The organism is Stenotrophomonas sp. GD03680 (assembly GCF_029844625.1).
Taxonomy (GTDB): Bacteria; Pseudomonadota; Gammaproteobacteria; order Xanthomonadales; family Xanthomonadaceae; genus Stenotrophomonas; species Stenotrophomonas maltophilia_P.
The window spans coordinates 16067-42001 of record NZ_JAOCKC010000016.1 but is presented as its reverse complement, the minus strand read 5'-3'; the positions used below and the strand labels follow the sequence as shown (position 1 = coordinate 42001).

Annotated in this window: 31 protein-coding genes and 1 pseudogene; 5 read left to right on the top strand and 27 right to left on the bottom strand. The window is 64.0% G+C overall.

From position 1 onward, the window contains the following. Nucleotides 1-9: 9 nt before the first annotated feature. From N5J29_RS14900 to N5J29_RS14815, 18 genes and pseudogenes are all read right to left on the bottom strand, one after another. Nucleotides 10-279, bottom strand: coding sequence for a VirB3 family type IV secretion system protein (locus N5J29_RS14900; RefSeq protein WP_019043464.1), 270 nt, complete (start codon nt 277-279; stop codon nt 10-12). Then, nucleotides 276-668, bottom strand: coding sequence for a TrbC/VirB2 family protein (locus N5J29_RS14895; protein ID WP_019043463.1), 393 nt, complete (start codon nt 666-668; stop codon nt 276-278). Before N5J29_RS14895 ends, N5J29_RS14900 begins: the two co-directional genes overlap by 4 nt. Further along, a complete protein-coding gene (gene trbB, locus N5J29_RS14890; RefSeq protein WP_019043462.1) occupies nt 665-1735 on the bottom strand; it encodes a P-type conjugative transfer ATPase TrbB in 1071 nt (356 codons plus the stop codon). The genes N5J29_RS14895 and trbB overlap by 4 nt, the downstream gene beginning before the upstream one ends. After that, entirely contained in the window at nt 1732-2220 is a 489-nt protein-coding gene (locus N5J29_RS14885; RefSeq protein ID WP_023083102.1) for a hypothetical protein, read from the bottom strand. Before N5J29_RS14885 ends, trbB begins: the two co-directional genes overlap by 4 nt. Then, a pseudogene (locus N5J29_RS14880) lies at nt 2217-4223 on the bottom strand (conjugal transfer protein TraG). Before N5J29_RS14880 ends, N5J29_RS14885 begins: the two are co-directional and overlap by 4 nt. A gap of 235 nt (nt 4224-4458) precedes the next feature. Further along, nucleotides 4459-4725 (bottom strand): EexN family lipoprotein, encoded by a 267-nt coding sequence (locus tag N5J29_RS14875; RefSeq protein ID WP_024570447.1) that lies wholly within the window; start codon nt 4723-4725, stop codon nt 4459-4461. Between the two features lie 33 nt (nt 4726-4758). Next, entirely contained in the window at nt 4759-5670 is a 912-nt protein-coding gene (locus tag N5J29_RS14870) for a LysR substrate-binding domain-containing protein (protein WP_023083103.1), read from the bottom strand. Between the two features lie 241 nt (nt 5671-5911). Further along, the gene (locus tag N5J29_RS14865; protein ID WP_019043457.1) at nt 5912-6775 is read right to left on the bottom strand and encodes a universal stress protein; all 864 of its coding nucleotides are present in this window, start codon (nt 6773-6775) and stop codon (nt 5912-5914) included. 14 nt (nt 6776-6789) lie between these two features. Then, a complete protein-coding gene (locus N5J29_RS14860) occupies nt 6790-8268 on the bottom strand; it encodes a SulP family inorganic anion transporter (RefSeq protein WP_019043456.1) in 1479 nt (492 codons plus the stop codon). Between the two features lie 312 nt (nt 8269-8580). Then, the gene (locus N5J29_RS14855; protein WP_019043455.1) at nt 8581-10569 is read right to left on the bottom strand and encodes a relaxase/mobilization nuclease and DUF3363 domain-containing protein; all 1989 of its coding nucleotides are present in this window, start codon (nt 10567-10569) and stop codon (nt 8581-8583) included. A 447-nt stretch (nt 10570-11016) separates the two neighbouring features. Continuing rightward, a complete protein-coding gene (locus tag N5J29_RS14850) occupies nt 11017-11616 on the bottom strand; it encodes a S26 family signal peptidase (RefSeq protein ID WP_023083105.1) in 600 nt (199 codons plus the stop codon). After that, entirely contained in the window at nt 11613-12170 is a 558-nt protein-coding gene (locus N5J29_RS14845) for a DUF2840 domain-containing protein (protein WP_023083106.1), read from the bottom strand. Before N5J29_RS14845 ends, N5J29_RS14850 begins: the two co-directional genes overlap by 4 nt. Beyond that, nucleotides 12167-12430, bottom strand: a complete 264-nt coding sequence (locus N5J29_RS14840) for a hypothetical protein (protein ID WP_023083107.1) — start codon at nt 12428-12430, stop codon at nt 12167-12169. Before N5J29_RS14840 ends, N5J29_RS14845 begins: the two co-directional genes overlap by 4 nt. Next, a complete protein-coding gene (gene parA / locus N5J29_RS14835; RefSeq protein WP_021204048.1) occupies nt 12427-13065 on the bottom strand; it encodes a ParA family partition ATPase in 639 nt (212 codons plus the stop codon). The genes N5J29_RS14840 and parA overlap by 4 nt, the downstream gene beginning before the upstream one ends. A gap of 265 nt (nt 13066-13330) precedes the next feature. Beyond that, entirely contained in the window at nt 13331-14176 is an 846-nt protein-coding gene (locus N5J29_RS14830; RefSeq protein WP_031668140.1) for a replication initiator protein A, read from the bottom strand. Nucleotides 14177-14202: 26 nt separating this feature from the next. Next, nucleotides 14203-14487 carry a helix-turn-helix domain-containing protein gene (locus tag N5J29_RS14825; protein WP_023083109.1) on the bottom strand — a complete coding sequence of 95 codons (285 nt, stop codon included), beginning with the start codon at nt 14485-14487 and terminating at the stop codon, nt 14203-14205. Between the two features lie 114 nt (nt 14488-14601). Further along, a complete protein-coding gene (locus N5J29_RS14820; RefSeq protein WP_023083110.1) occupies nt 14602-15372 on the bottom strand; it encodes a DUF2285 domain-containing protein in 771 nt (256 codons plus the stop codon). Nucleotides 15373-15715: 343 nt separating this feature from the next. Then, complete coding sequence (locus N5J29_RS14815; protein WP_023083111.1) at nt 15716-16066, bottom strand: DUF2958 domain-containing protein; 351 nt, start codon at nt 16064-16066, stop codon at nt 15716-15718. Between the two features lie 319 nt (nt 16067-16385). Between N5J29_RS14815 and N5J29_RS14810 the strand changes: the two genes are divergently transcribed. Then, nucleotides 16386-16679 carry a helix-turn-helix transcriptional regulator gene (locus N5J29_RS14810; protein WP_071533935.1) on the top strand — a complete coding sequence of 98 codons (294 nt, stop codon included), beginning with the start codon at nt 16386-16388 and terminating at the stop codon, nt 16677-16679. Nucleotides 16680-16997: 318 nt separating this feature from the next. Here N5J29_RS14810 and N5J29_RS14805 read toward each other — a convergent pair whose 3' ends face one another. The 4 genes from N5J29_RS14805 to N5J29_RS14790 form a co-directional block, all read right to left on the bottom strand. Next, nucleotides 16998-17312 (bottom strand): DUF736 domain-containing protein, encoded by a 315-nt coding sequence (locus tag N5J29_RS14805; RefSeq protein ID WP_023083113.1) that lies wholly within the window; start codon nt 17310-17312, stop codon nt 16998-17000. A gap of 860 nt (nt 17313-18172) precedes the next feature. Next, nucleotides 18173-18388 carry a GDCCVxC domain-containing (seleno)protein gene (locus tag N5J29_RS14800; RefSeq protein ID WP_071535040.1) on the bottom strand — a complete coding sequence of 72 codons (216 nt, stop codon included), beginning with the start codon at nt 18386-18388 and terminating at the stop codon, nt 18173-18175. 7 nt (nt 18389-18395) lie between these two features. After that, on the bottom strand, nt 18396-18671 hold the full coding sequence (gene merP / locus N5J29_RS14795; RefSeq protein ID WP_023083114.1) for a mercury resistance system periplasmic binding protein MerP: 276 nt from the start codon (nt 18669-18671) through the stop codon (nt 18396-18398). Nucleotides 18672-18683: 12 nt separating this feature from the next. Further along, nucleotides 18684-19043, bottom strand: coding sequence for a mercuric transporter MerT family protein (locus N5J29_RS14790; RefSeq protein WP_031668143.1), 360 nt, complete (start codon nt 19041-19043; stop codon nt 18684-18686). Nucleotides 19044-19091: 48 nt separating this feature from the next. Between N5J29_RS14790 and merR the strand changes: the two genes are divergently transcribed. Next, nucleotides 19092-19505, top strand: coding sequence for an Hg(II)-responsive transcriptional regulator (gene merR / locus N5J29_RS14785; RefSeq protein WP_343168429.1), 414 nt, complete (start codon nt 19092-19094; stop codon nt 19503-19505). A 130-nt stretch (nt 19506-19635) separates the two neighbouring features. On the opposite strand, the gene N5J29_RS14780 is transcribed toward merR, so the two are convergent. From N5J29_RS14780 to N5J29_RS14760, 5 genes are all read right to left on the bottom strand, one after another. Continuing rightward, a complete protein-coding gene (locus tag N5J29_RS14780) occupies nt 19636-19845 on the bottom strand; it encodes a hypothetical protein (RefSeq protein ID WP_023083117.1) in 210 nt (69 codons plus the stop codon). 62 nt (nt 19846-19907) lie between these two features. Next, a complete protein-coding gene (locus N5J29_RS14775; protein ID WP_164150976.1) occupies nt 19908-21953 on the bottom strand; it encodes a ParB/RepB/Spo0J family partition protein in 2046 nt (681 codons plus the stop codon). Nucleotides 21954-22033: 80 nt separating this feature from the next. After that, nucleotides 22034-22861, bottom strand: a complete 828-nt coding sequence (locus N5J29_RS14770) for a DUF932 domain-containing protein (protein ID WP_023083119.1) — start codon at nt 22859-22861, stop codon at nt 22034-22036. A 703-nt stretch (nt 22862-23564) separates the two neighbouring features. Next, entirely contained in the window at nt 23565-23843 is a 279-nt protein-coding gene (locus N5J29_RS14765; RefSeq protein WP_023083120.1) for a hypothetical protein, read from the bottom strand. A gap of 65 nt (nt 23844-23908) precedes the next feature. Next, a complete protein-coding gene (locus N5J29_RS14760) occupies nt 23909-24259 on the bottom strand; it encodes a DUF2958 domain-containing protein (RefSeq protein ID WP_023083121.1) in 351 nt (116 codons plus the stop codon). Between the two features lie 369 nt (nt 24260-24628). On the opposite strand from N5J29_RS14760, the gene N5J29_RS14755 reads away from it, so the two are divergent. The 3 genes from N5J29_RS14755 to N5J29_RS14745 are packed head-to-tail and all read left to right on the top strand — an operon-like array spanning nt 24629 to nt 25926. Beyond that, nucleotides 24629-24958, top strand: coding sequence for a helix-turn-helix domain-containing protein (locus N5J29_RS14755; protein WP_008643211.1), 330 nt, complete (start codon nt 24629-24631; stop codon nt 24956-24958). A gap of 12 nt (nt 24959-24970) precedes the next feature. Further along, nucleotides 24971-25417: an ArsI/CadI family heavy metal resistance metalloenzyme gene (locus tag N5J29_RS14750; RefSeq protein ID WP_023083122.1), complete on the top strand. Its 447-nt coding sequence runs from the start codon at nt 24971-24973 to the stop codon at nt 25415-25417. Nucleotides 25418-25428: 11 nt separating this feature from the next. Further along, entirely contained in the window at nt 25429-25926 is a 498-nt protein-coding gene (locus N5J29_RS14745; RefSeq protein WP_008643209.1) for an arsenate reductase ArsC, read from the top strand. The last annotated feature ends 9 nt before the right edge of the window (nt 25927-25935 follow it).

Below are 25935 nucleotides of genomic sequence, written 5' to 3'. Positions count from 1 at the left end.
GGCTTCTCCCTATGCGTCCAGCAGCGGCTTGTGTTTGATGTGCCGGGCGAAGACCTGCATGAACTGCGGATCGACACGCGCCCCCCAAACCGCCAGCGAATGGCCGACGATCCACATCACCACGCCGGGAATCCACAGTTGCAGGCCCAGCCCGACGGCGGCGGCTAGCGTGCCGTTGGCGATCGCTACGGTGCGCGGCGCACCGCCCAGCAGGATCGGCTCGGTCAGTGAGCGATGCAGCGGCACTTCAAACCCCGGAAGATCGGTGGCCGTGCTCATACGACGGCCCCGCCGGAGAAGCTAAAGAACGACAGGAAGAAGCTCGAAGCCGCGAAGGCGATGGACAGGCCGAAGACGATCTGAATCAGCTTGCGGAAGCCACCGCTGGTATCACCGAAGGCCAGCGCCAGGCCCGTCGCAATAATGATGATGACCGCGACGATGCGAGCCACCGGCCCCTGGATCGACTCCAAAATGGATTGCAGCGGGCCTTCCCACGGCATCGAGGAACCGGCCGCCTGCGCGGTTCCGGCCAGGAACAGCAGCAGCGCTGCCAGCAGCAGCCCTTGCCGTGCGGGGCGGGCCAGGCTACGCAGTCGTGCCAGGCTGGACAGGTGGGAAAGCGGATTTACGGAAAAGCGGAAAGCAGGAACGTGCATCTGCGTCATGGCAGTTCTCCAGGTTGGTCAGGGATCGAGGAAGGCGCAGCGGCAGCGGCTGCAAGAGGAACCGGCGGAAGCTCGGAGAACGGTGCTTCCAGCGCATCCGCCAGGCGGTAGCCCTCGCCGTCGAAACCGACGACGCGAGAAATGGTTTCGACGTGGCGCTTGCGTCCACGGCCTGCGATGTGGATCACGACATTGACCGCCTCGGCGATCAGGGCGCGGGGCGGATGCACCGCCACTTCGAGGATCAGTTGTTCCAGGCGCAGCAGCGCACCCAAGGCGGAGCCGGCATGGATGGTGGCGATGCCACCGGGGTGGCCAGTGCCCCAGACCTTCACCAGATCCAGCGCTTCGCCGCCGCGCACTTCGCCGACGATCACGCGATCCGGGCGCAGCCGCATCGTGGCGCGCACCAGCTCTTGCATCGACACCACGCCTGCGCGGGTGCGCAGCGGCACATGGTCACGGGCAGCGCATTGCAGTTCGATGGTGTCTTCGAGCACCAGTACGCGGTCGCCGGTGGCGGCGATCTCGGCCAGCAAGGCATTGGCCAGCGTGGTCTTGCCGGTACTGGTGCCTCCGGCGATTAGGATGTTGTGCCGCTCGCGCACGGCGTGACGCAGAAACTCGGCCTGCCCAGCAGTCAGGATGCCTTCGGCCACATAGCGATCCAGACCGATGATGCTCACGGCACGCTTGCGCAGCGCAAAGGCCGGGCCAGGTGCAGCGGGCGGCAAGATGCCCTCGAAGCGTTCGCCCGTCTCCGGCAGCTCGGCAGTCAAGAGCGGTTGGCCGCGATGTACCTCCGCACCGACGTGGGCGGCCACCAGGCGGATGATGCGTTCGCCATCGGCCTCGGGCAGTTCGACGCCGAGCGGCGCACGGCCAGAGGACAGCCGATCCACCCACAATGTCCGGTCGGGGTTAAGCATCACCTCCACAACGTCCGGGTCTTCCAGCGCAGCAGCGATCACCGGCCCCATCGCCGTGCGCAGCATCTGGATGCGGCGATCCTGGGACGCCTCAGCGGATGAGCGTGGATCGGGCGGGGTCTGTGGAACGGCACTCATGACGCACGCTCCGCTGTGCGTTGATGGGCTTCGGCCAACGCCGCCGCGTCGTCCATGCGCATGCCGAACTCACGACCTTGGGGGTGCAGTTCTTCCACCACGTCGCGCACCAGGCTGCGGCCACGCATCAGGTGCCGACCCAACTGTTCGACGAACTGCTCGAAACGAGCCTTGCCCTGAGCGCGAGCCGCATCCTGATGGGCTTCGGGCACCGGCGTACTGACGGTCAGGTAGTAGCGGATGAACAGCGCCAGCGTTTCGATCTGGATGTTCTGGTCACGCTCCAGACGCTCGGCCTGCCGCGACAGACGATCCAGCCGCTTGGCGATGGCGGCCTCACGCTGGTCGCCAGCATCGGGCGACAGCCAGGACGCCAAGGCAGCGGCGACGATGCTGGACTTCGAGACGCCTTTCTTCGTGGCTAGCTCGTCCAGGCGCTTGGCGTGCTCGTGCTGAATGAACAGGTTCAATCGGTATTGGCTCATAGGTTGATTCCGTCGTTGGGGTCGAGAGAAGCCAGTCGCGCCGTGCGTTGCAGTGCGGGGTCGAGCTGGTCGGGAAGCACCGGGGGCATGTCGTCGTCATCGAGCAGCGACAGATCGCTGGTCGGGGCGTCCATCTCGGGGGCATAGGCGATGGCTTCCGACAGTTCGGGCTGGCGGCGTGGGCCGCCGTCGTCAGTCGAGCCCAAGGCCTCCAGGTCATCGGCGGATGCCGTGGCCGGTGCCGCAGGAACCGCGGGTATTGCCAGGCCGCTCCAATCGTCAGGTCGTGCAGGCGGTACATCGGCGTAGGGGCCAGCCGTTACTACAGGCGGGGGCAATACCCGTTGTTTGAAATTGGCGTCGGCGAAGTAGCGCAGCTTCTTCGCCTTGATCGGTGCGACGCTGGACACCATCACCACCGCTTCATCGGTCGGTAGTTGCATCACTTCGCCCGGCGTCAGCAGCGGACGTGCGGTTTCCTGGCGTGACACCATCAGGTGCCCCAGCCACGGTGCAAGCCGGTGGCCTGCGTAGTTGCGCTGGGCGCGCAACTCAGTGGCGGTGCCCAAAGTTTCTGAAATACGCTTGGCGGTTCGTTCGTCGTTGGTGGCGAAGGTCACGCGCACATGGCAGTTGTCCAGAATCGAATGGTTCTGCCCGTACGCCTTGTCGATCTGGTTGAGCGACTGCGCGATCAGAAAGCTGCGGATGCCGTAGCCCGCCATGAAGGCCAGCGCCGTCTCGAAGAAGTCCAGACGGCCAAGCGCCGGGAACTCATCGAGCATCAGCAGCAGCTTGTGCCGGCGCTCGATACCGTCACTGCCATCGAGCGATTCGGTGAGCCGCCGGCCGATCTGGTTGAGGATCAGCCGGATCAGCGGCTTGGTGCGCGAAATGTCGGAAGGCGGCACTACCAGATACAGCGATACCGGATACTCTGCTGCGATCAGGTCGCCGATGCGCCAGTCGCAGCGCGAAGTGACTTCCGCCACGGTCGGATCACGGTACAGACCAAGGAACGACATGGCGGTGGACAGCACGCCCGACCGCTCGTTGTCCGACTTGTTGAGCACTTCGCGGGCAGCGGATGCAACGACGGGATGCTGGGCACCGCCCAGGTGCTTGGTCGTCATCATCCGGTGCAAGGTCAGCTCGAACGGGCTGGCCGGATCACTGAGGAAGTTGGCGACGCCGCGCAGCGTCTTGTCTTCCCCCGCGTACAGCACATGCAGGATCGCCCCGACCAGCAGCGCGTGGCTGGTCTTTTCCCAGTGGTTGCGTTTCTCCAGCGCGCCTTCGGGATCGACCAGGATATCGGCGATGTTCTGCACGTCGCGTACCTCATGCGCGCCGCGCCTTACTTCCAGCAGCGGGTTGTAGGCCGCTGAACTGGCATCGGTCGGGTTGAACAGCAGGCAGTGGCTGAATCGACTGCGCCAGCCAGCGGTGATCTGCCAGTTCTCACCCTTTATGTCATGGATGACGGCGGATGCCGGTCAGGACAGCAGCGTCGGCACCACCAGGCCCACGCCCTTGCCGGAGCGCGTCGGCGCAAAGGTCAGGACGTGTTCCGGCCCTTCGTGCCGCAGGTAGTGGCCGTCATGCTGGCCGAGAAAGACGCCAGCAGGCTGCGTCAGCCCGGCCTTGCGAATGTCGGCGGCATCGGCCCAGCGGGCCGAGCCATAGGTCGTCACTTTGCGCGCCTGGCGCGAGCGCCACACCGACATGGCGATGGCGACCGCCACGGCCAGCAGGCCGCTGCTTGCCGCGATCATGCCGCCGGTGTCGAAGACCTGCGGCGCGTAGGCATCGAAGAAGAACCACCACTCGAAAAGCTTCCACGGGTAATAGACCGGCTTGCCGTGGAAGTCGAACCAGGGCGAGCCCAGGCGTAGTTGGTAGCCCAAGGCTGCGGCTGTCCATTGCGTGGCAACCCACACACCGGCGATCACGATGCCGAACACGGCGGCGATCTGCCCGAACAACACACCTTGAGCCTGCATACCTTGGCCTCCGATTTCTCCTGCGCCGATTCCCCGTGGAAAACGCGGCACGAAGGCGTGCCGCAGACGTCAGGATCGGTGTCGGTTCAGTGCCGGTCAAAGACCGTTATCGGCAGCAAGGTGATGCAGAAAGCATGGTTTCATGCAGGGACAAAGCCAATAAGAACGCCGCAGGCATGAGCGCGCTGCGGCGTGTTAAGAAAGAAAAACAGGATATGCGGCAAGCCGCCAACGGTCAGAACTTCGGCGGCGTTTCCGATGGCGTGTAAGGCACCTTGCCGTCGCCGAAGAAGCGCTTGTTCGTCGCTTCGGCCACCCGGTTGCACAGCACGTCGCCCATCGTCGGGCGCTCGGTCTTGCACTGGAGGCGCAGTTCCTTCAAGCGCTCGGGATCGGCGGCCAGCTCTTCGACGGTCGGCACAATAGCTTCCTGGTTCGACGGCTCGGATGGGCCGCAGGCGGTGATTGCAGCAACCAGCAAGAACGGGGCAATCAGCTTCAAAATCATGATCCGACATCCTCTCGCAGATAGGGTTTAAAACGTGGGTTTTTCCGTCCCTTCGGGAGAGTCGATTGCGTGGACGCGCTGTTTGAATCGTGTCACCGATTCGGTGAACTCGTCCTCGCGGTACAGCACATACGTAACGAGCATGGGAGTTCGCCCTGCCAGCGAACGGGCGACTACGCCGGGTTCGCGGCTACCTGTGATATGTGGCGCTCCGGCTAAACCCAAGGCAAAGCCTGCTGCCACTAGCGCCATCATTAGGTCGAAGGACGCAACACGTTCTGCAATCAGCGGTTCCAGGCCTGCTCGCTGAAGCATGCCGTCAACCTGCCGGGCATGCCCTTCGCAAATCGAAGGATCACAAAGCACTAGTGGATGACGCAGAACCTCTTCAAGCGGAATGCGCTTGTACCTGAGCAATGGATGCCGCGCAGGCACTGCCACCATTAACGCATCACGCCACGCCGCCTCGGCTACGATACCTTGGCCGACTTTGTTCCACTGCGCAAACCCAACATCGTATAGATCGTCATGTAGCCCCTTGATCTGTTGAGAAAGCGGCACCTCGAAAAGGCGCAAATCGACTTCGGGTTCCTCCTGCCGACATAGCGCGAGTAACGTCGGTAAACGTGAAGGCGTGATGCCGTCAGACAGAGCGATGCGCAGTTGCCCATGAAAGCCATTGGCCGCTGCCTTAACGCTATCGCGAGCCTGCTGTAAGGCCGTGAAGATGCGAGGAACATGCTCGAGGAAAAGCTTCCCTGCCCGTGTCAATCGAGTGCTGCGGCTAGTACGGATGAATAGCTGCTCGCCGACATCAGCTTCTAGTTCTTTAATGGTGCGCGATAACGGCGATTGCTCGATGTGTAGTTTTTCAGCGGCGCGTGCGAAGTGCAGTTCTTCTGCGACGGCCAAGAAGCAGCGTAGATGACGCAATTCCATAGGAATCTCCCTGTCCATAGGCGCGTGGCCACCGCTCACGCGCGCCTTTCAACAAACTCTCGTCATGAACCGCCAATGTGTTGAAAACTTCTAAAAGGACAGGTTGTTATCAGCGGGACAAATCGCCTTATGCAGCGCAGATCAACTAGTTCGCTTCAAACTTCCCATCCAGATGTATTGCCGGTTGACGGTGATCGGTTTGGCTCAAACCTGACAGCCAATTAGTGGCGTTGATCAAGACTTAACGCAGTAGAAGAATTGGAATGTGTGACGAACGCAGTAATTCAGCCGTCTTGCTTCCGAACAGAAGAGCGCGCAGTGGCGAGTGACTGAATGCCCCCATAATGAGCAGGTCAATTTCCTGTTCTTTCACTGCCTTTTCGACCACTGCTCCGGCATCTCCGGGCACTAGCGAAGCGGTCACTTCAGAGCTCGCTCTCGACAGAGTTTGCTTCGCCCATTCAAGCGATTTGGCTTGACCGCCAAATTGATTTCCAGACATCAAAATTCTGATGGGCAAGCCTCGCAGCAAAGGGCTGCTGGACAACATCTCCATGCCACGCCGAATTGCAGTGCCGCCATCAAAAGCGATCATGACGCGCTCAGGAGGCTTGAATTCTTCACTTACAGTAAGAATCGGAAGCTTTAAAGCGCGAATAATGTTTTCGACGTGATGGCCTAGCTCATTTTCGTGCGTTCTGGCCCCTTTGCCTCTTCGCCCCAACGCCAGCAAACGCAAGCCTTGCGCTTGCTCAATTAACGTATCTTCCAGAGAACCGTGGCGCTGTCGCACATCGACACGGGCTGCACCTGCCAAGATTGCGCGTTCGCGCAGTCGGTTCAAAAACAACCGGCCTTGCTCCCTCGCGCTCTTGGCGTGTGCTTCATCTTCTGCAGACAGATGTGCCAACAGACTCTCTTGAGCGTCGATACCGATTGCGCCGCTGTGATCGTCATCCGTTGCCCGCTCGGGATGGCTGTCGATCACGTGCAGAAGCTCCAGCGGAGCATCAATACGGCGTGCCGCCCAGGCAGCGCAGTCGGCCACATGAACCGCGTAGCGTGATTGATCGACGCAAGCAAGCACTTTATTTTCGTTTTTCATGATTTGCTCTCCTCTTAGTGGCCTGCGAGCATGTCCGCTGCGCCGTCCTTGTCGTGAATCCCGAACTTGTCCACCATCGTGGCGCTGGCCTCGTTCAGGCCAGTCACCTCCACTTCCGTACCTTCTCGCCGGAATTTGATGACTACCTTGTCCAAGGCGCTAACCGCAGTGATGTCCCAGAAATGGGCGCGGCCGACGTCAATTCGCACCTTTTCAATGGCTTCCTTGAAGTCGAATGAATTGACGAAGCGTTCGGCCGATGCAAAGAACACTTGGCCGGTAATGGTGTAAACGCGCATGCGGCCTTCGTCCTCCGTGTGCGAGGAGGCATGGAAGATCCGACCGACCTTTTGGGCGAAGAAAAATCCCGAGAGCAGCACACCAACCAGCACGCCTTTGGCCAGATCGTGGGTGCCCACTGTCATAGCGACAGTCGCGAGCATCACCACACTGGAGCTTTTAGGGTGCTCTCGCAAGTTACGGATCGAGGCCCAATTAAAGGTGCCGATGGACACCATGATCATCACAGCGACGAGTGCTGCCATTGGGATACGGGCCACCCAGTCACCGATAAAAACCACCATCAGCAGAAGAAATACGCCAGCGGCCAATGTGGAGAGACGGCCGCGGCCACCGGATTTCACATTGATGACCGACTGACCGATCATCGCGCAACCGGCCATTCCGCCAAGAAAGCCGCTCGCGATATTTGCGACGCCTTGACCTACGCATTCCCGGTTTTTGTTACTGCTCGTGTCGGTGAGGTCATCGACGATGGAAGCCGTCATCATGGATTCCAACAAACCCACTACGGCCAAAGTTGCAGATACTGGGAAGATGATCTGGAGTGTCTCCAAGCTCAACGGGACATCGGGCAGTAGGAACACCGGCAGGTTGTCGGGCAACTGCCCCATATCGCCTACTGTGCGAATGTCGAGGCCGAGTAAGATCGAGACGGCTGTCAGCACCACGATGGCGACAAGCGGCGACGGTATCGCCTTAGTAACGTAAGGGAAGAGGTAAATGATGCCCAGGCCTGCAACCGTCATGGCATAGACGTGCCAGCTTACGTTCGTCAGCTCCGGCAGTTGAGCCATGAAGATCAGAATGGCCAAGGCGTTTACGAAGCCAGTAATAACTGAGCGTGAAACAAATCTCATCAGCGTGCCCAGTTGCAGCCAGCCTGCGATGATCTGGAGTACACCGGTTAAGACGGTGGCAGCGAGCAGGTACTGCAGCCCGTGCTCTTTAACGAGGGTGACCATCAGCAATGCCATCGCGCCTGTGGCTGCCGAGATCATGCCAGGGCGACCGCCAGTGAAAGCTATCACTGTGGCTATGCAGAATGAGGCATACAGGCCGACCTTGGGATCAAGGCCTGCGATAATCGAGAAAGCGATTGCTTCAGGGATAAGGGCAAGCGCTACAACAACGCCTGCTAACAGGTCGCGTCGGACATTGGAGAACCAGTCCTGACGTAAGGATTTCATCATTGATCTATTCCGGTGCAGGCTCGGCCGCAGGCTGGAACGGGACTAGGCGCGAATGCCTCTTTCCGATCCCGGAATAGAGAACAGCCCAAGACTATGGGCTGGCAAACCACAGCCAGTCATACATACAGCCTCGTGCGAGCGAAGATTGAAATTAGGAAACGGCTCGCTGCGAGACTGATAGTTACACTGGTCGATACTCCAATAGTGTTGGCTGTGAATTTGAAAATTGCTCTTGAATTGTAACCTGTCTTTGCGCGTAGCGGCAAGTTGAGAGGCATGACGACCCCATAAAAGCCATCGTCGTGAGGTGGATCACTGGCTTAACCCGCGCTGCCGCGTGAAATGCCAAACCGCCGTATCGCCCCGGACTGTCGCAGCAAGTTGCTGTCCTAGTCGCCGCTCAATCACAGGCTTCCACGGCACCAAGTTGAACCCGATCCCGTCATCGAGCACCGCGTAGCGCCCGCTGGCAAGCATGACGGATCGGCGGTAGATACCTGCTACACGTTGCCCGTCTGTGGTCGGGCGGTGCTCCAGGCCGGTTTCGGCGGCAATGTCCTTGGCGACCTGCGCCAGTTCTCGATTGCGCAGCGTGCCCAGCAGATTCCGGGCGAGGATCACATGCTGTCCCCGCCGCTCGGCCAGCCCCTGTTCTTCAAGGAAGTCGGCGCGCTGCTGCATGGCTTGCTTGGCGTCACCGCCAAAGCCCGAGTCGCCCAGCCCCTTGCCGCCACCGATCAGTTGTTGGTCGAGCCAAGTGGCGCCAATCACGCGTGCCTGCCGCTCAATCGGCAGATGAGATTTCAGCTCTACGGCCACGCCGCCCAGCCGTTGCGAGTCGTACTGGCGGCCACGTTCGGCCAGGTCGTCCGGCACCCTCCATAAGCCATCGGCCACGCGCTCCACGATGCCGGCCCGGCGCAGGGCTTCCAGCCGGCGGACGTGGGCCGCGACGACCTCCTGCGGGTCGCGGCCGGGCTCAGCTCGGCCTTGCTCGATCGCCAGGTGATGATCGGTGCGGTAGAGGCCATCGCTCGCCAACGCGGCGATGTTCCTGTCGGCCGCCCGCACCACGGCGGAACCGCGTACCTCCACCACGGCTCCGGTGGGATAGTTCGCCAGCTCGTCGCGGGTGTTCAACGCGACGTAGTGGGCCTTGCCGTCCACGCCGTCGATGACCAGATAGCCGCGGTCGTGCAACTCGTCGGCCAGCCCCTTGGCGGCCACGCGGCCGATGACGGTGCGGCCGTCGTCGCCGGGCTCGAACACCGCCAGCTCGCGCGGCTGGCCGCTCATGGCCCGCTGCATGGTGCGGATGATGTCGCCGCGCTCGCCCAGGGCGCGCAAGGTCTTCTCGGCATCCGCATGGACGGCCCAGGTGCCGGGCTGCGTCTCGTCGGCCAGGCCCATGCGCTGCAAGCGTTGCAGGCGGCCGATCAACAGCAGGCGCTGGCGTTGCAGCTTTGGTTCATTGAAGCGTTCGATCTGCACCCGGCCATCCTCGCCGGCCTCGCGTTGCAGCGTGCAGTCGAGGCTCGTCCACCGCTCTTGTTCCACCTCGCGCTGCAAGGTCTGCTGGATCTCCAGTTCAGTGCGCGGCCCCAGCCATTCCGTCGCCAGCTCGGCGGCCCGGTGGCGGAAGCCGTGGGCGATGTAGTCGCCCGCGATGATGAGGTCTTTGCCGGTGTCGTCGCGTCCGCGCACGATCAGGTGGGTGTGCGGGTTGTCGGTGTTCCAGTGATCCACCGCCACCCAATCCAGCCGCGTGCCCAAGTCAGCTTCCATGCGGTTCACCAGATGCCGCGTGTAGGTGCGCAGGTCGTCCAGTTCGGCGCCATCCTCGGGCGAGACGATGAAGCGGAAATGGTGCCGGTCATCGGCACAGCGTTCCTTCAAGGCTTCAAGGTCGGCATCGTCGGCCTGCGCCCCGTAGGCCAGACCCGGCTCGCCATCGCGGCCCGCACCGTCGCGCTCGATGTAGCGCAGGTGCTTGGCGAGTGACTGCGGGCTGGCCCGTTGGTGATTGACCAGCAGCGTCTTGATGGTCACGCGCCGCGACATGGGCGTCAGCTTCGCCCCGGCGAAACGCGCCGCCGTGTGGCCGCGCCCCAGGCGCGAGCCGGGCCGCTGGCCTGCGCGCTGGCCGCCGGACACGGCGGAATGGCGTATCGAGGACTTGCCGCCGCTGGCCTTGCCCGCCTGCTTGAGCACCTTGGAAACGAAGCTCTGGCCCTGGCCCTTGCCCCGGTTCTTCGGGGCGCTGGGACGCACGCGGAAATCGTCGTCGCGGTGGTCGGTCATGGATGCGCTCCCCGCAAGCTACGGCGTGTCCTGTCGTGCAAGCACGCGGACATGCCTGCGTTGGCGCGGGCCTCGCGCCCCACGCGGCACGGTGGCGAAGCCGCTCCGTGCCGCGCCACCCCCATGTGCAGACAGGCTTTGGGCGCGGCCCGGTGCCGCGTCCTTTTGTCTTGCCTTCCGCCTTTGCCCTTCGCTGTCGCTCCGGGCGTCGGCGGCCCGGCGGCGCTGTGCTGCTTGCAACCCGCCCGCCGGCGAACGCGCCAATGGCCGCAGGCCGGGCGCGTTCGAGGCAAGACGCCTGCACGTTGGACGGCTGCGCCGGATGTTGCGCGAGGCGCGGCGCGGATGCGCCCGCGCTGCACGCGCGACGACACGGCGGCAGCCACCGGAACGACATGCCCGATGGCACGATGAGATGCACGGCAACGTGCAGCGAATCGGCGGCCATCATGGGCGTGTCTCCAGCCAGACCGGATACGCGACGCCGATCACGGCGGATGCGCTGACTGGCCCGAAATAGCGGCTGTCGAACGACGCTGGATTGGTCACGCTCAACAGGAACAGCTCGCCCGATTCGAGGCGGCGGCAAAGCTGCAAGGATGGCAGCGGCCGGCCCAGCCGGTCGGCAGGCAGCGCGGCGACCGCAGGCACGCCGTCGATGCGAACCTGCCCGGCAACGATGCAAACGTGTTGCGGCGCGACCGCGCCCACACGTTTGAGCAGCGGCACGCGCGTCGGCAGGTAGCCGCGCTGCGCAGCCAGCGTGGCGGCCCTGTCGGGCAGCCGCACCAGCACGATGCTGTCCACGGACAACGGACGTGGCAGCGAGGCGGTACGCGGGTCGAACGGTTCGATGCGATACCAGCCGACCGCCACGCTGTCGGACGGGTTGTAGGTCAGACGCGGCAGTGGCGACACGAAAGCCGCCCAGGCCAGCGCAGCGAGGCCGACGGCGGCGAAGGCCGCCAGCACGATGCGAGCACGCAGGCGCGAGCGAGGATGCGGCGCGGCTTCGTGCGTGCATGTGGTGTTGGATTGGGTCGTCATGGCAGCGCCTTTCCAGCGAGCCAGGCGGCGTGCCGTTCGGCGGTGTATTCGGGCAGCGCCAGGCGGGCCGCCAGACGGTTGCCCAGCGTGCGCCAGTACGCGGGCGACACGTCGATGGCGGCGATACCCTGCGCGTCGATGTTGTCGATGCGTTCCAGCGCGGCACGCACTGCGTTTTCGCCTTCGGCGTGCAGCAGCAGGCGTGCGCCCGGCCGCACGCCAGGGATGCGCTGCATGTCGTCCAGCGGCGTGGCGGCTTGCATCACCATGAGCTGCCAGCGGATCGTGCCGTAGTCGTTTGCTTCCCAGCGCACGCGGCAGAACATTGCACGCGGCAGGAACACCGCGCAGCGCCGCCAGCGGTCGAGCCGCAACGTGCGCGCCGGTTCGCCGAAACGCAGGTAGAGCTTGAAGCGCGGTTCGATGTAGGCGAGCGATACGCGAGTCAGCGGCACGCTGCCGGCCTGGCCGGCGAGCGTCGAAAGCGAAGGCGGCGGCGCAGCAGCCGGTGCAGCCGTCGCCGCGTGAGCGGCAGGCAAGGCGGATGCATTCATGGCAGGTTCTCCGGGCGCTTGTCGGGGAACGCCCGTTCCAGCAAGCCGCGCAGCAACTCGGCCACGGTCACGCCCTGGCCGAAGGCGGCGATCTTGATGCGTGCACGTAGCGCGGGCGTCACGTCGAGCGTCAGGCGGGCCGTATAAAGGTCGCCCTTGTTGAGCGCATCGGCATCGCCCTGGCGAATCCACGCCTCGGCGTGCGGATTCGCGGGCGGACGTGCGCCGATGCCGACGCGCTTGCTGCGCGGGCTGCTCATGTCGGCCACCGCAGCAGTTCATCGGTGAGCACGGCGATCTCGCGGGCGGCGGCGCTGTCGGGCGCCGTCTCGCGGGCGAGCCGGCCAGCGGCCACGCTGTCGGCGAAGACGATGCGCTGGCGCACTTCGCTGCGCAGCGCCGGCAGCGGCTGTTCGGCCAGCGATTGCCGCGCTTCCCTGCCGATGATGGTGGTGCTGACGCGCCGGTTGATGACGAAGGCCGCGTGCAGCGCAGGCCGGAACACCTGCGCTTCGCGGATCAGCGCCACCATCTCGGCGCTGGCCCACAGGTCATACGGACTGGGCTGCACGGGAATCAGCACGCGCTCGGCCGCCAGCAGCGCGGAACGCGCCAATGCGGCGATGCGCGGCGGGCCGTCGATGATGACGTGATCGGCGCGGCGGGCCAGCTCCGGCGCTTCCTGATGCAGCGTCTCGCGGGCGAGGCCCACGGTGCTGAACAGCCGGGGCAAGCCCTGCTGGCTTCTGCGCTGCGTCCAGTCCAGTGAGGAACCCTGCGGGTCGGCATCCAGCAGGATGACGTGCAGACCGCGCATCGCCAGTTCGCCCGCGATGTGCGTGGCGAGCGTGGTCTTGCCGACGCCGCCTTTCTGATTGAGAAGCGCGAAGATCATGACGCGGCCTCCCATGCTGGAAAGCGGGGATTCACCTGCCCTGCAAAACGCTGTTCGCTGTGCCGTTTGGCGGTTGTCCACCGAAACGGTGCGCTTCTACTAAAAGTTAGAGATTTATAGTTAGGTAAGTTAGAGAGGCCGAAAACCCGCGCCATTACTGGCTTTGCGGCGTTTTCGTACTCCTGATAGCACGATAGGCGTACTCCCGATAGCACGATACCGGGTACTCCTGATAGCACGAGGCCGTCCACAGCTTTTCCCGCAGTTATCCCCGTGCCGTATGCAGCACGGGCCGGAAGGTCAGCAGTTCGGTGTTGTCGTCCGGCATGCGCTCGATGCCGAGGACGTAGCCGGGTAACGACTGCCGTGCCACCAGCACGCGCAGGTCGTAGGCGAAGTCCGAGAAGCGAGCCGCGCTGCCGGATTTGCGATGCAGATGCCGGAAGTCGAATTGCCAGCCGTGTTCCTGCCGCCCGCCGTGCTTGCGTACCAAGCGGTACAGCCAGCGTTCGATGCCGCCCTTCAAGCGGAAATAATCCGGGTCGATGGTCAGCACCAGGGCGGCGTCGAGCACGCCGGCATAGAACCAGTCCGGCAGGATCAGCTCGATGCCCAGCGGCGTGCCGCTGGCATCGGCCAGTTCGCGCCATTCGTTGATCCACGAAAAGCGATGCAAGCGCCTGCCCGTGGTTTCTCGGATGGACGTGGCCACACTGGTCGATTGCAGCCGGTCGAGCGCCGCTTTCAGGCGCAGGTAGTCGTTGAGGGATGTGCCGCGCCCGATGAAGCGCAGGATCTCGTAGGGCGTGGCGTGTATCCAGCGCGACGGGCGAATGCCCGCGTCGCGTGCCTCCACGATCTGCGAGGCCGCCCAAATCAAAACGTCGGCATCCCATATCGTGGCGATGCCGTGCTCGGCCGTGCCTTCCACGCGGATGGTGATGTTCCCGCTGCGGAAGTCGATCGGCGCGATGCGCCGCGACTTCGCCAGCGAGAAGAATGGAAAGGCCATCAAGTCCTGGCTGTCGCGTGGCGCCATGTCGCCCGGCAGCGCGCGGAACAGGTCGAGCTGTTCGCACTGCGGCAAGGCTTGCCCTGGAGGGCCGGACATGGCGAAGGCCACCCACGCGCCGACGATCAGCGGCCATCACGGTAGTCACCCGCGTGGCGTTCGGCGTATTCCGGGTCGGATGTAGCCTCGTAGCTGCGCTGGTCGGCCCAGGCATCGAGGTCGCTTACTGCGTACATGACGCGGCGACCGAACTTGCGGAACTTCGGGCCACCGCCGATCACGCGCTGCTTCTCCAGCGTGCGAGGACTGAGGCGCAGATACTCGGCGGCTTCGTCGTTGGTCAGGTAGCGTTGGGGCTGCGAGGGCGCAGCGACAGTAGCGGCGGCAGGCCGCAAGGGAGAGGGTCGCATGGGGTGTACCTCCATCAAGCCCGGCCACACCACGCGGCCGGATAGAGGCACTTTCAAGAAGGCAAGGCTTCTTGCTAAGGGACGATTTGCAGGGGGCGCGAAACGTCCCCCCTCCTAATGCGACGGGAACGGCGGAAGCTGTGCCAGGCGGCGGTAGCCGCCGCGCATCAGCGCATCGCCCCGGCGCACCAGGCGCCGCACGCGGGCACGCAAGGCGCTGTCTTTGTGCCAATCGGCCGCGACGGCATCAACGCCGAACAGCCCCTCGGCAACCTCGCGCAAAGACGCGCCCGCCAGGGTCGCGTCTAGTGCCTGCAAGGTGTGCAGTTCCAGCACTGCGGCGTGCGTGGGCCGCGAGCGGGTCGCCGCCGCAGGCGCGGCCCCGGTTGCAGTGGACAACGCATCCAGCCCAGCCGCCAGTGCGCGATAGCGTGCGCAAGGCGTAGTGCAGCCTCGGATGGCGTAGAGGTAGGCCATTCCGTCGGCCATGCTCGGCGTGAGCGCGAGCCGCACGCAGCAGCCAGGCCATTGCGTCGTCAGCACCAGGCGCTTGCCATCATGGATCAGGTGCTTGCGTCCTGGGACGTTCCAGAATTCGAAGGCATCGGCATCCGGCGGCGGGTCGTCGTCCGGGTAGAGCTGGATCACGCCATCGTGATCGGGGAACCACGCCGGATGCGCGTCGCGTGCATCCAGGGCGGGATCTTCCAGCAGGCGCAAGCCCCAACGATGCGCCGTATCTGGTCGGCGGCGACGGTGCAGCCAGTCGTGCCGGTAGTCAGGGTTTCGGCGCAGGTACTCCCAGGCCAGCGCGGGGCCGCCCTGGTGCAGAACGTAGAGATAAGCCGCTGTCGGATACCAGTGTTCGACGCTGCGATCAGTCATGACGGAACCTCCCTGTGCTTGGGGTGCGTCGCCTGGATTCCGTCGTGCGGGAGCTATCGAATCACCATCAGGTTGTCATCGAAATCGGGGTAAGCTGTAACTACTGGTGTCAAGACAGATTCGCTCCGGGGCATTGCTGAAATCGTCTGAATGCGACGGCTGCGCCGCCACGAAAATGGTGCGCGGCATGGCGCACGGTGCAGCAGCCCGCGCCAAAGATCATGACTGTTTGCGTCAGAAGCGCACCGCTTCGGTGCAAGGATGTGGATTCAGTCCTGCCCGGTCTTGGGTAAGACCGAAATAGTCACGATGCGCCCGTTTGACCCGGCTGCGCTGGCTTGCATCAATCCATGATCGAGCCGTTTTCCTGCGCCAGCCGCACGTATTCCGATAGTTGCCGCACAGGTTGAAAGTAACTGTCGCGCATCACGGGCCGCTTGCATGGCCCGACGATGGCAGCCAGATCGGACAGCTTCACCGTTCCCAAGGCGGGCATCCCGATCCCGAGGTCGATCAGGCCGTAGGCCGTATCGCCATCGGTAGGATCGAGCGCGGCCAGCAACCAGGTTGCGTGCGCGTCCGGGGTGAATAGCCGCACCACGGGCATCGGGTCGATGCTCCGGCCGGCGGCGCGCGCCTCGCCAACGGCGAGCAGTTGTGCGTGCTGTTCGGCAGTGATGAGCGGTTGGGTCATGGTTGGCATTCCCACGAATCCGACGATGCAAGGAGGAGCCTTCCTGCCAAAACACGGAAGCGGCGAAATGGATGCGTGCTTTCGTGCGGAAGCACGAAGGCGTAAGCCGTCGAATCCGTACAGGCACGGAAGCGCAGAAGCGGAATTGTGCAGGCCATGAAAGACACGGATGTGGCTCCACGGGTTTGAGGAAATCCGCATATGCGGATTTCCGTAAAAGCACGAAAGCGTGCCTCTCAGTCATAAATGAACACTATAGATTGTAGCCCTATAGGGCGCAATGGACTGTCATCTTGGTTTTTATGGGGAAACCAAGTTGGTGACAGCGAAACACTCATTGGCGACGGCGATACGGACAGTCAGGAAGGCGCGGGGCTTGAGCCAGGAAGCGTTTTCGGACGTGTCTAGCCGCACCTACATGAGTTCGCTGGAGCGCGACTTGAAAAGCCCGACCCTGCACAAGCTGACCGAGCTGTGCGAGGTCATGGAGGTGCATCCGCTCACGCTGCTGACACTGGCCTATGCCGGCGACAGCACGGATAAGACCGATGAGCTGCTGGCGCGGGTACGCCAGGAGCTTGAGGCGGTGTTGAAAGAGCGCAGCACGCCGTAGCGCGCGTCGGCGTGTAAGACTGGAGTCCGCAAGCGGAGCGCGTAGCGCCACAGGCGCGAAGGCGTGAGGGATTGAAGCCGCATGGCCGTGACGGCTTGCCGGCACGGGGCGCAGCCCGAAAGCCCGGCGGTGCTAGCAGCGCCGACACGCCATCTTGGATTTGCCTCCACGGGCATTGAACCTGCTGAATATGACTGCGGCAATACCGGAACCAGAAACGATCGGGCGCGAGCTGACGGTTTCCCGCTGCCGCGTGTTCGGTGCTGCGATAAGCAGCGCTGCACCCCGCCGCAATGGGCGGGGTGCTTGGGGTAGCCGTCAGGCCGCTTGCGGCCTGCTGCGTGACCAGATCAGATCGTGCGTGCCGTCCTCGCCTTCGATCAGGCGAGCATAGACCGGAGCCGGGAATGAAGGATCGTCGAGGGTCACGGACTTGTATTCCCGCCCGGCTTCGCTGGTCTTGTTCCACGCCGCGCCGATGTCGTGGCCGGCGGCCTGGAGGCGGAAGTCGGGGGCGTTCTCGCTGCTGCCCTTGTCGTTGGGAACCAGCTTGACCTTGACGCTGAGCGTCAGGGTGCGAAGCGTGCCGGTGAAGCCGTCTTTGTCTGCGGTGAAGGTGCCGATGTTGGCCATAATGATTTCTCCTTTCGGTTGAACAAGGTTCGCGCCCATCGCGTCCTTGTTGTGATCCGGCCGGCGGGGGGGGGCGGGCTGGCTGCACCGCTTGCGGTCGCAACGCAGTGGAGAGCCGGGAGGCGAAAAGAATTTGTCCCGCGAGGAATGCGCGCAGCGCAGGGGAAATTGTTTTCGCCGGACGGTTGCAGCCATGAAGCCCGAGGCGCAGCCGCGCCCCCGCCAGGATTCATAACAACACAAGGACGCCTTGGGCCGAACCGCACCGAAAGGAGATGTGGCCGACTCGGCATCCCCGCACGAAGGCTTCTCCGGCTCGCCCGCTGACGTGGGCCAGGTCAACCACCCGACGACAGGCGAGAACGCCCCTGCCGCACCTTGCGGCGCCGGTCTTGAGGCGTGGCGTGGAAGTTCCATAGCGATGCCGGACGGGATATCCGTGAACCGTCCTTCGTGACGTGATGGGCGAGAACCACTAGCGTTGAGGACGGCACGCAACTGCACAACCCGCCGCAGCAAGCGCCAGCGTGTTCGCCAGCGCCCCGCCCATTGCGGCGGGGCGCTGGCCGGGCCGGTTCGGCGGGACCGAGGGGCGCCAAGCCACGCGCGGCGGGGATAGCCCGCAGGGCTTTCCCCTGGAGGCAAGCGCAGCGCGCAGCGCCGCAGGCGCGAAGGCGTGAGGGATTGAAGCCGAATGGCCGTGACAGCGAAGTCGGCACGGGGCGCAGCCCGAAAGCCCGGCGGCGCATCGCGCCGACACGCCCAGGCCGTTCTTTCAGGAGCCTGGGGGCTTGTCCAATCAGGACTACCCCAGGCTGCTGCCGCCTTGAGCAGCGCCGCCAGCTCGGGCCGCTATGGCTTCAACCTGCGCAGCACCCGCGTTGCTCCTGGATCGGCGGGCATGGCACCGAGCCAAAGGAACAGAACACACAACAATCTCCCGGCTTCGGGCGCAGCAGCGTATGACAGGCCGAGCACTCGTAATAGAACTGGCAGGCATCCGTTGGCATGGTTTCCTGCTTGGCATGACCGCAGCGCGGGCAGGTCAGCACGGATTCGAGATTGACGATACTCATGGTGGCGCTACTTCTGCACAGTGGACGGGTAGCCCGCGCTTGTTGTCGCTTGGGTCAAAGTTTCTGGCTTGGTCTTGTCAGCGTCATAGGTGACGGTGGCCGTCTTCTTGTCGAAATCGACGTGAACAGCATTGACGCCAGACACCTTTTCCAGCGACTTCTTGACCGTCAACGGGCATAGCGCACAGGTCATGTTCTGCACGGACAGCGTGATGGATTTCGGGGTGGCAGCCAGCACCGCGAGCGGCAAGGCCGCCAGCAAAGCGATCAGCAGTTTGCGCATGAGCGTCTCCTTTCAGTAAAACAGCGGGGCCAGCCACGGAACGGCCAAGAGACCGACCAGCAACGCCGCGACAATCCAGAACACGAGCCGTTGGCGTGCGCGCGTGCGAGGGGCGGCACATGACGTATCCGGCGCACAGACTTGCGGCACCAGATAGAGCTGGCGGAAGGTCAGCCCGAGAAACAGCAGCGTCAGGCCGATAAAAATGGGTCGATACGGCTCCATCGCCGTGAGGCCAGCGACCCACGTGCCGCCGATCCCGAGCGTCAGCAGCACGAGCGGCCCGACACAGCACACCGACGCACCGATGGCGGCCAATACGCCCGCGATCAACGAGCCCTTCCCGGTGAGTTGTGCCATAGAGATCCCCATGAACCTGTTTGCCCAAGTGTTACTCTACATTCCGTACCTAGGTACGGAATCAAGGGAAATCTGATGACAGCCGATCTAACCATCAGCAGGCTGGCGGAAGCTGCCGGGGTGAACATCGAGACAATCCGCTACTACCAGCGGCGCGGCTTGCTGGACGAGCCACCCAAACCGCAGGGCGGTCATCGACGCTACGAACCGGGGCAGGTGAAGCGCGTACGGTTCATCAAGCGCGCGCAGGCGCTGGGCTTCACCTTGGACGAGGTGGGCGCCCTGCTGACTCTCGACGCGGCGTGCGCCTGTAGCGAGACGCGGGCGCTGGCGGTGCGCAAGCTGAGTCTGATCGAACAGAAGATGGCCGATCTCGCGGCCATGCGGCAGGCGCTGGCCAGCTTGGTGCAGCAGTGCGATGCCGGGGGTAGACATGCTTCCTGCCCGATCATCGACGTGCTGGAGTGTGATTGAGGCCCGTCTCCCAGGAATGAGGGCGGCGAAGTGCGTTGGGCTGTTGGCCTTCAACACCGGGCGCGGCCACTGCCGCGCCCGGATTTTTGAGTCCACCGGCCCCAGCAAAACGCTGGGGTCGGCGCTGGCGTCATCCCTTCGTCTCGATGAGCCACCACACGGCACGCGGCAAGACGCGGCCTGTGATGGGATGAATGTCGGTGAGGTCGGCGCAGGCCGTCCAGCCCAAGGGCGGACGGTAGCCGCGCACGTCGCCATCGCCGTGCCAGCGGCGGGCGCGTACCGTGCCGGGGGCGTAGATCGCCGCCATGCGCGGGCGGCTGATGGTGGTGCGGGTCATGGGGGTGTCTCCTTCCAGCGAAGCGCCCCGGTTGAGGCCGGGGCGCATGCCTTCGGCGCGGATCAAGCGGCCAGCGCCTCGGCGGGTTCATCCGCCATTGCCTCGGCGTCCTCCGGGGCGTCCTGCTCCGGGCCTGCCTCCTGCGGGCCTGCGGCCTTGAAGATGGCGGGCATCCAGCCGGTGCCATCGGCCAGCCGTTCGGCCTCGCTGGCAATGTCGGCCTTCTTCAACTTCGCCAGCCGGGTGACGTGCTGCGGCGCGTACTCGCCCACGGCATCCAGAATCACGGCCTTAGGAACGTGCTTGAAATAGCCTTCTGCGGTCGGCTGCCACCATGCGGCCATGTCTAGGCCCACGGCCTGCGCCAATTCCTCGCCGGGTTGCTGCACCGTGGCGCGGGGCGTCACCACGTCCACCGTGGAAGCCACGCATACGGCCAGCAGCCGCACCAGTTCGTCTTGCGGCTTCGCCAGCAGCGCGGCGAACAGTTCGGCGCTGTCCTCCGGCAAGGCTTCGCCCGCCACCTGTTGCAGTTCGCGCAGTGCCACGGCGGCGGGCGATTCCGGCCAGTCCGGGACCATGCCTTCCAGCCGGTCTTGCACTTTCAAGCTCACGCCCAGCGGCAGGTCGTGGCCGTAGTGGCTGCCCTGCAAGATGGTCTGCACCATGCCATGCACCACGGCAGCCAGCGCGGCTTGCGGGTGCCGGGCGACTTCGATTTGCAGCGCGGCGGTGCGGTGGGCGCTCAACCGCTGCGCTAGCCGGTCAGACATGGCGGCGATCCTGGGCTGTTCGTCGTCCTCGCCTTCGTCGTCGTTTCCGGCTTCGCCTTCGCCGCCGAAACCCTGCCGCAAGCGTTCCAGCGTGCGCAGCGCCTTGGCTTCGGCCTCACGCATCAGGCCGCGATGAATCACGGTTTCGCCGTTGCGGTCGATGGTGACGATAGCCCCGGCTGCGGCCTTCACGTTCGGACTGTAGTCCTGCAAGCCATCTTCAAGCGCCTGCAATTGCTCGCCCACGGCTTCGCCTTCCTCTTGCAGCGCGTCGGCCTTGTCCTCGTCCTCGGCGTCCAGCGCGGCATCCACGGCTTCGGCCAGTTCGTGCAGCTTGGCTTGCAGCTTCTCGATGCGTGCGGCTTCGCGCTTGTTCGGTTCGCGGCGCTCCTTCGGTGCGCGTTGGAAGGCGTGCAGGTCGGAATGGGTCATTCCCGGCGTGGCATCCACCCATGCCCAACCTTCGGCGCGAACATTGGCGGCAATGCCTGCCAGCCGGTCTTGCGCCAGCCGTTCCAGCAACGCGGCATCGGTCAGATACACGCCTGCGTCATCTTCGGCGAACAGGTCACGGCGGATGCCGCCGCCTGCGGCTTCGTAGCTGTCCAGCCCGACGAAGCGCACCAGCGGATGCCGGTAGGCGTCGATTTCCCGTTCGGTCAGGCGTTCGCGCAAGTGCGAGGGATGGCGCTGCCATTGCGGGGCATCGTAGAACGCGGCTTCCTGCGCGGCGTGATCGTCGGTGATGGCAAGGGCCATCAACTGGTCAAGGCTCACGGCATCGGCGCGATAGTCGGCCATCAATCGCGGTGACACGTTGGCGAGTTTCAAGCGGCGCTGCACCACCAGCGGCGTAACGCTGAAATCTGCTGCAATGTCCTCGATGGGCCGGCCTTCGGCCACCAGCGCGGCGAAGGCTTCAAACTGGTCTGCCGGGTGCATGGCCTCGCGCTGCACGTTTTCGGTGAGGCTGGCCGTGCAGGCGGTGCCATCGGCCACCAGCAGGCAAGGCACTTCCCATTCCTTGCTGATGCGATGCTTCTTTGCCAGCAGCTTCAAGGCGGCGAGGCGACGGCCACCGGCCACGACTTCGTAATGCTCGCCATCGGCGGATGCAATCACGATCAGGTTTTGCAGCAAGCCGACACGTTGGATGGATGCGGCCAGTTCGGGGATGGACATGCGCGGGGTCTTGCGCACGTTGCGGCCGGTGGGGCGCAGCACCAGCCGCGACAGCGGAACCAGAATCAGGTTCTTGGTCGGGTCGGCGGCTTCCAGCGGGATAGCTGCGGCGGTATTGACGGCGCGGGCTTCGGTTTGGGTGATGGCGTTCATGGTGATAACTCCTTGCGGTTAGGAAATGCAGCAGCGAAAGAAGCGGCAAGGGCTGCTGCCTGCCCCTGCCGCGTGGGGAATCAGGCTTTCAACTGGCGCAGGCCATCGGCCAGCAGCCACAGGGCGCGGTTCAGGCGCACATCGGAATCAATGCCCTGCACGGGGCGGGTACGTTGGCGGCGTCCGTTGGCGCTGCGGCCATGCAATCCGCCTTTGGTCAGGTTCTCCTGCGTGCGGTTGAACACGCTCCACAAGTCCGGGCGGCGGTCGTCGAACCGGCGCGGCATCAGGATTTGCGATTCGGTGATGGGTGCAGGCTTGTCGGGATCGTCGTACTTGAGCGACAGCGCAGCGCGGGCGAACACTTCGGCCTCGCCTTCGTCCAGCGTGATGCTGCGCATCAGGTCACGGGATTCCTTCACTCGCTCAAAGCCGCTCAACACCTCGAAAGCGCCTTCGATGACGTGCCCGGCCACGTCGCCTTTGTGGGGTACGCGCACATCCGCCACGGTGTCGCCGCACACAAGGCCATTGCTGCACACGAACCGGAACATCCCGGCCAGCATCTGATAGCTGCTGGTGCCGTCGTGCGAGTTCAGCAACACGATTTCATTAGCTTCCGCGCCGTTGATCTGGCTGGCGTGGCGCAGGCGAATCATGTGTTTGGTGTGCTCGCGGCGGCCTTCATCGCGCACGCGGGTCTGCGTCACCATGAAGGGTTGAAACCCCTCCTTGCGAAGCTCGGTCAGCACCGTGGCGGTGGGGATGTAGCTGTACCGCTCGGAACGGCTCTCGTGTGGGGCATCCGCGAAGATGGACGGGGCCACGCGGCGAATCTGGTCATCGGACAGCGGGTAGTCGCTGCGCAGCGACGGGGAACGGGAAGCGAAACGGGATGCGAGTTGCATGGTCTTTCTCCTGACGAAAAGGGTTTGCTGTTCAAACCGCACACCGGATTCCTAGATTCGGAGCCCAGCCTTTCGGCTGTTCGGTGCGGTTGGCACGAGGAACCCGGTTGGCCCTGTTGCCACCGTCTTTCCTTAGTTCATCGCCCGCGACGGTCAGGAGCGCGCGAACGGGTGCCGTCAAGGAGGCAAGCGCAGGGTTGGTGCGGCCCGCAGGCGAAGCCGAGGACACGGCCCTGCGCGCCTTGACGGCGCACGGGCGCGGGCTACAGTCGCGGACAAGGTGATGAAGTCAGGGGAGACGGCTGGACAAGGCAACGGCCTTCCCTGTGTGCCGAACCGCACGGCAAGCGAAGCGCGCAGGCCCGAAGCTGGAAGCCGGGCCGGAGGCGTCAGCCGAGCGGAGCGAGGGAACGATGGAAGCCCGTCAGGGGCGAAACCCCGCAGGGGGTTCGATGCGCAGCACGACAGCGCGACCGGCCATGTTTCTTGGCCGGGGACGCCCGGATTTCAAAGCTCGATGCACAAGCTCATTCGCCAAGCATCGGGAAGCAGAGCCAGTTGTGCCGGTGATTGCTGCGGTCTGGCCGATCCCGCGTAGCCGGTTCGGCGGTCTTTGAGGGGCGCCAAGCATCGCGCGGCGGGGATGGCCCGGAGGGCTTTCCCCTGGAGGCAAGCGCAGCGCCCCGTCAGGGGCGCGAAGGCATCACGCCGAGTCGTCAGGACACAGGCTGGATTCCGCAACCGGCATCCAAGGCGAAGTCGAGTTCAGGTAGTAGCGCCTGCCACGCGCATACAGCCCCGAAGGCTCGGTAGGCTGGTAGAACCCGGTGACGCGGCGCCGGAACTGCGCACCAAACTCGTTGGTGTAGATCACCGCGTCGCCGATCTTGAAGCGTAAGGGTTGTCCGTTCTCCGGCGCGAACGGCTTGAGCGCATCGTGTTGCGCCGTGATTTCGATGATGTAGTCGTGATGGCTGCTCATGGCATGGATCTCCTGCAAAGGTTGAGAAAGCACAAGGAGCGCCTTGCGGCGCTTCCAGGGCCGAGTCAGACAGCGATCCGCCCGGCCAGCCGCGCATCGCGTGCGTAGGCGCTCAACCGCTTCTCGGCTCGGAAAGACAGGTCGCGCTCGATCGGCAGGCCCAGCCCGCCGCGCACCGTCGCCAGTTCGCCCAAGCTGACCCAGCCGATTTCCGGCATCCCCAAGCCCAGGTCGCAAAGACCAAAGGCGTGGTCGTGGTCGTCGGGATCAATCTCGGTCAGCAGCCAGGTCGCGCCGCCATCCGGCGTGAACAGCTTGACCACGGGCGCCGGATCGAAGTCCGGGTTCTCCAGCGATTCGCGGCCGTTGGCCAGCAGCACGACGCGCTGCTCGTCAGTGATGAGTGCGTTGTTCATGGTGAACTCCTGAAGGGTTGCCGGGCGGAATTGCCCGACCCTTCCGGGGCACGGCGCAGCGCAAGCAGTCAGGGGTCAACGACGGCCGCCAGGACGCAAGCGCCATCGGCACGCAGCCCTTGACGGCGAGCACGCCGTGGCACGATGAAGGGAACAGCAAGACCGCCTCCCTTACACCTCCATATGCGTCGGTTTTAGGCGAGCAGAGCACCCAGGTCGGAGGCGCCAGGGGGCATAGCCGGATGGCCGTGATTCGACACGAAGCGCGGGACACAGCCCGCGAACCCGATGGCGGCACGCCGGGGCGCTACGAGGTTCTGTTTGCTGGTTTCTTGCACAATGATTCAATAAATGTTGTATTATCGAACCATGAACGAAGATCAAGCTGTTTCCGCCCTCGGTGCCCTGGCCCACACCCAACGCCTGCGCGTGTTCCGCGCCTTGGTCGTCGCAGGCCCCGAGGGGCTGACGCCCAGCGTCTTGGCCGACCAGCTCGACGTGGCCCGCAACTCTCTGTCCTTCCATCTGAAGGAGCTGGCTCACGCTGGCCTCGTCACCATCGAACAGCAAGGGCGCAACCTGATCTATCGCGCCGACTTCGCGCAGATGAATAGTCTGCTTGGCTACATGACCGAGCACTGCTGCCAGGGCGGCGTATGCGAAGTCACTGAATCTCCCTCCACCTGTGCCTCCTGCTGAAAGGAACTCTCCATGAAGCGCTTCCACGTCCACCTGCACGTCGATGACTTGAACCGCAGCATCGGCTTCTATTCCCAACTATTCGCGGCGCAGCCTGCGCGCGTCGAAGGCGACTACGCGAAGTGGATGCTCGAAGACCCGCCGGTCAACTTCGCCATCTCCACGCGCGGCAGCAAGCCGGGCATCGACCACCTGGGTATCCAGACCGACGACGCCGAGGAACTGGCCGCCCTGAAAATCCGTGCACAAGCCGCCGACATGGAGTTGCTCGACGAAGGCACGACCACCTGCTGCTACGCACGCAGCGAGAAGCATTGGGTCACCGATCCGCAGGGTATTGCCTGGGAGCACTTCCACACGTTAGGCAGCATCCCGGTCTTCCATGAAGCGGCCTCAGTCACGACACCGATCATCGCACCGGCTTGCTGCACAGCAAGCCCCCGTTCTTCCTGCTGTTGAGAAAGCACACCATGACCACAGAGGCCGCATACAACGCACTGTTCATCTGCACGGGCAATTCCGCACGCTCCATCCTCGCCGAAGGCATCCTCAACAAACTGGGCCAAGGGCGCTTTCGGGCGTACTCGGCAGGTAGCCAGCCCAAGGGCGAAGTGCATCCGCTGGCGCTCGCCACGCTGGAGCGGCTGCACATGCCAACGACTGGCTACCGCAGCAAAAGCTGGGATGAGTTCGTAGCGCCGGGGGCGCCGGTGTTCGACTTCATTTTTACCGTCTGCGACAACGCCGCCGGCGAGGCGTGCCCGTTTTGGCCGGGCAAGCCGGTATCGGCTCACTGGGGCGTGCCCGATCCGGCAGCCGTCGAAGGCAGCGAAGAACAACGACTCAAAGCGTTCAAGGATGCCGCGCTGATCTTGCGCCGCCGCATCGAGCTGTTTCTCTCGCTGCCACTGCAACGCCTGGACGCCATGTCGCTGCAACGCGAGTTGCGAAACATCGGCCAAGAGTGAAGAGCGTCA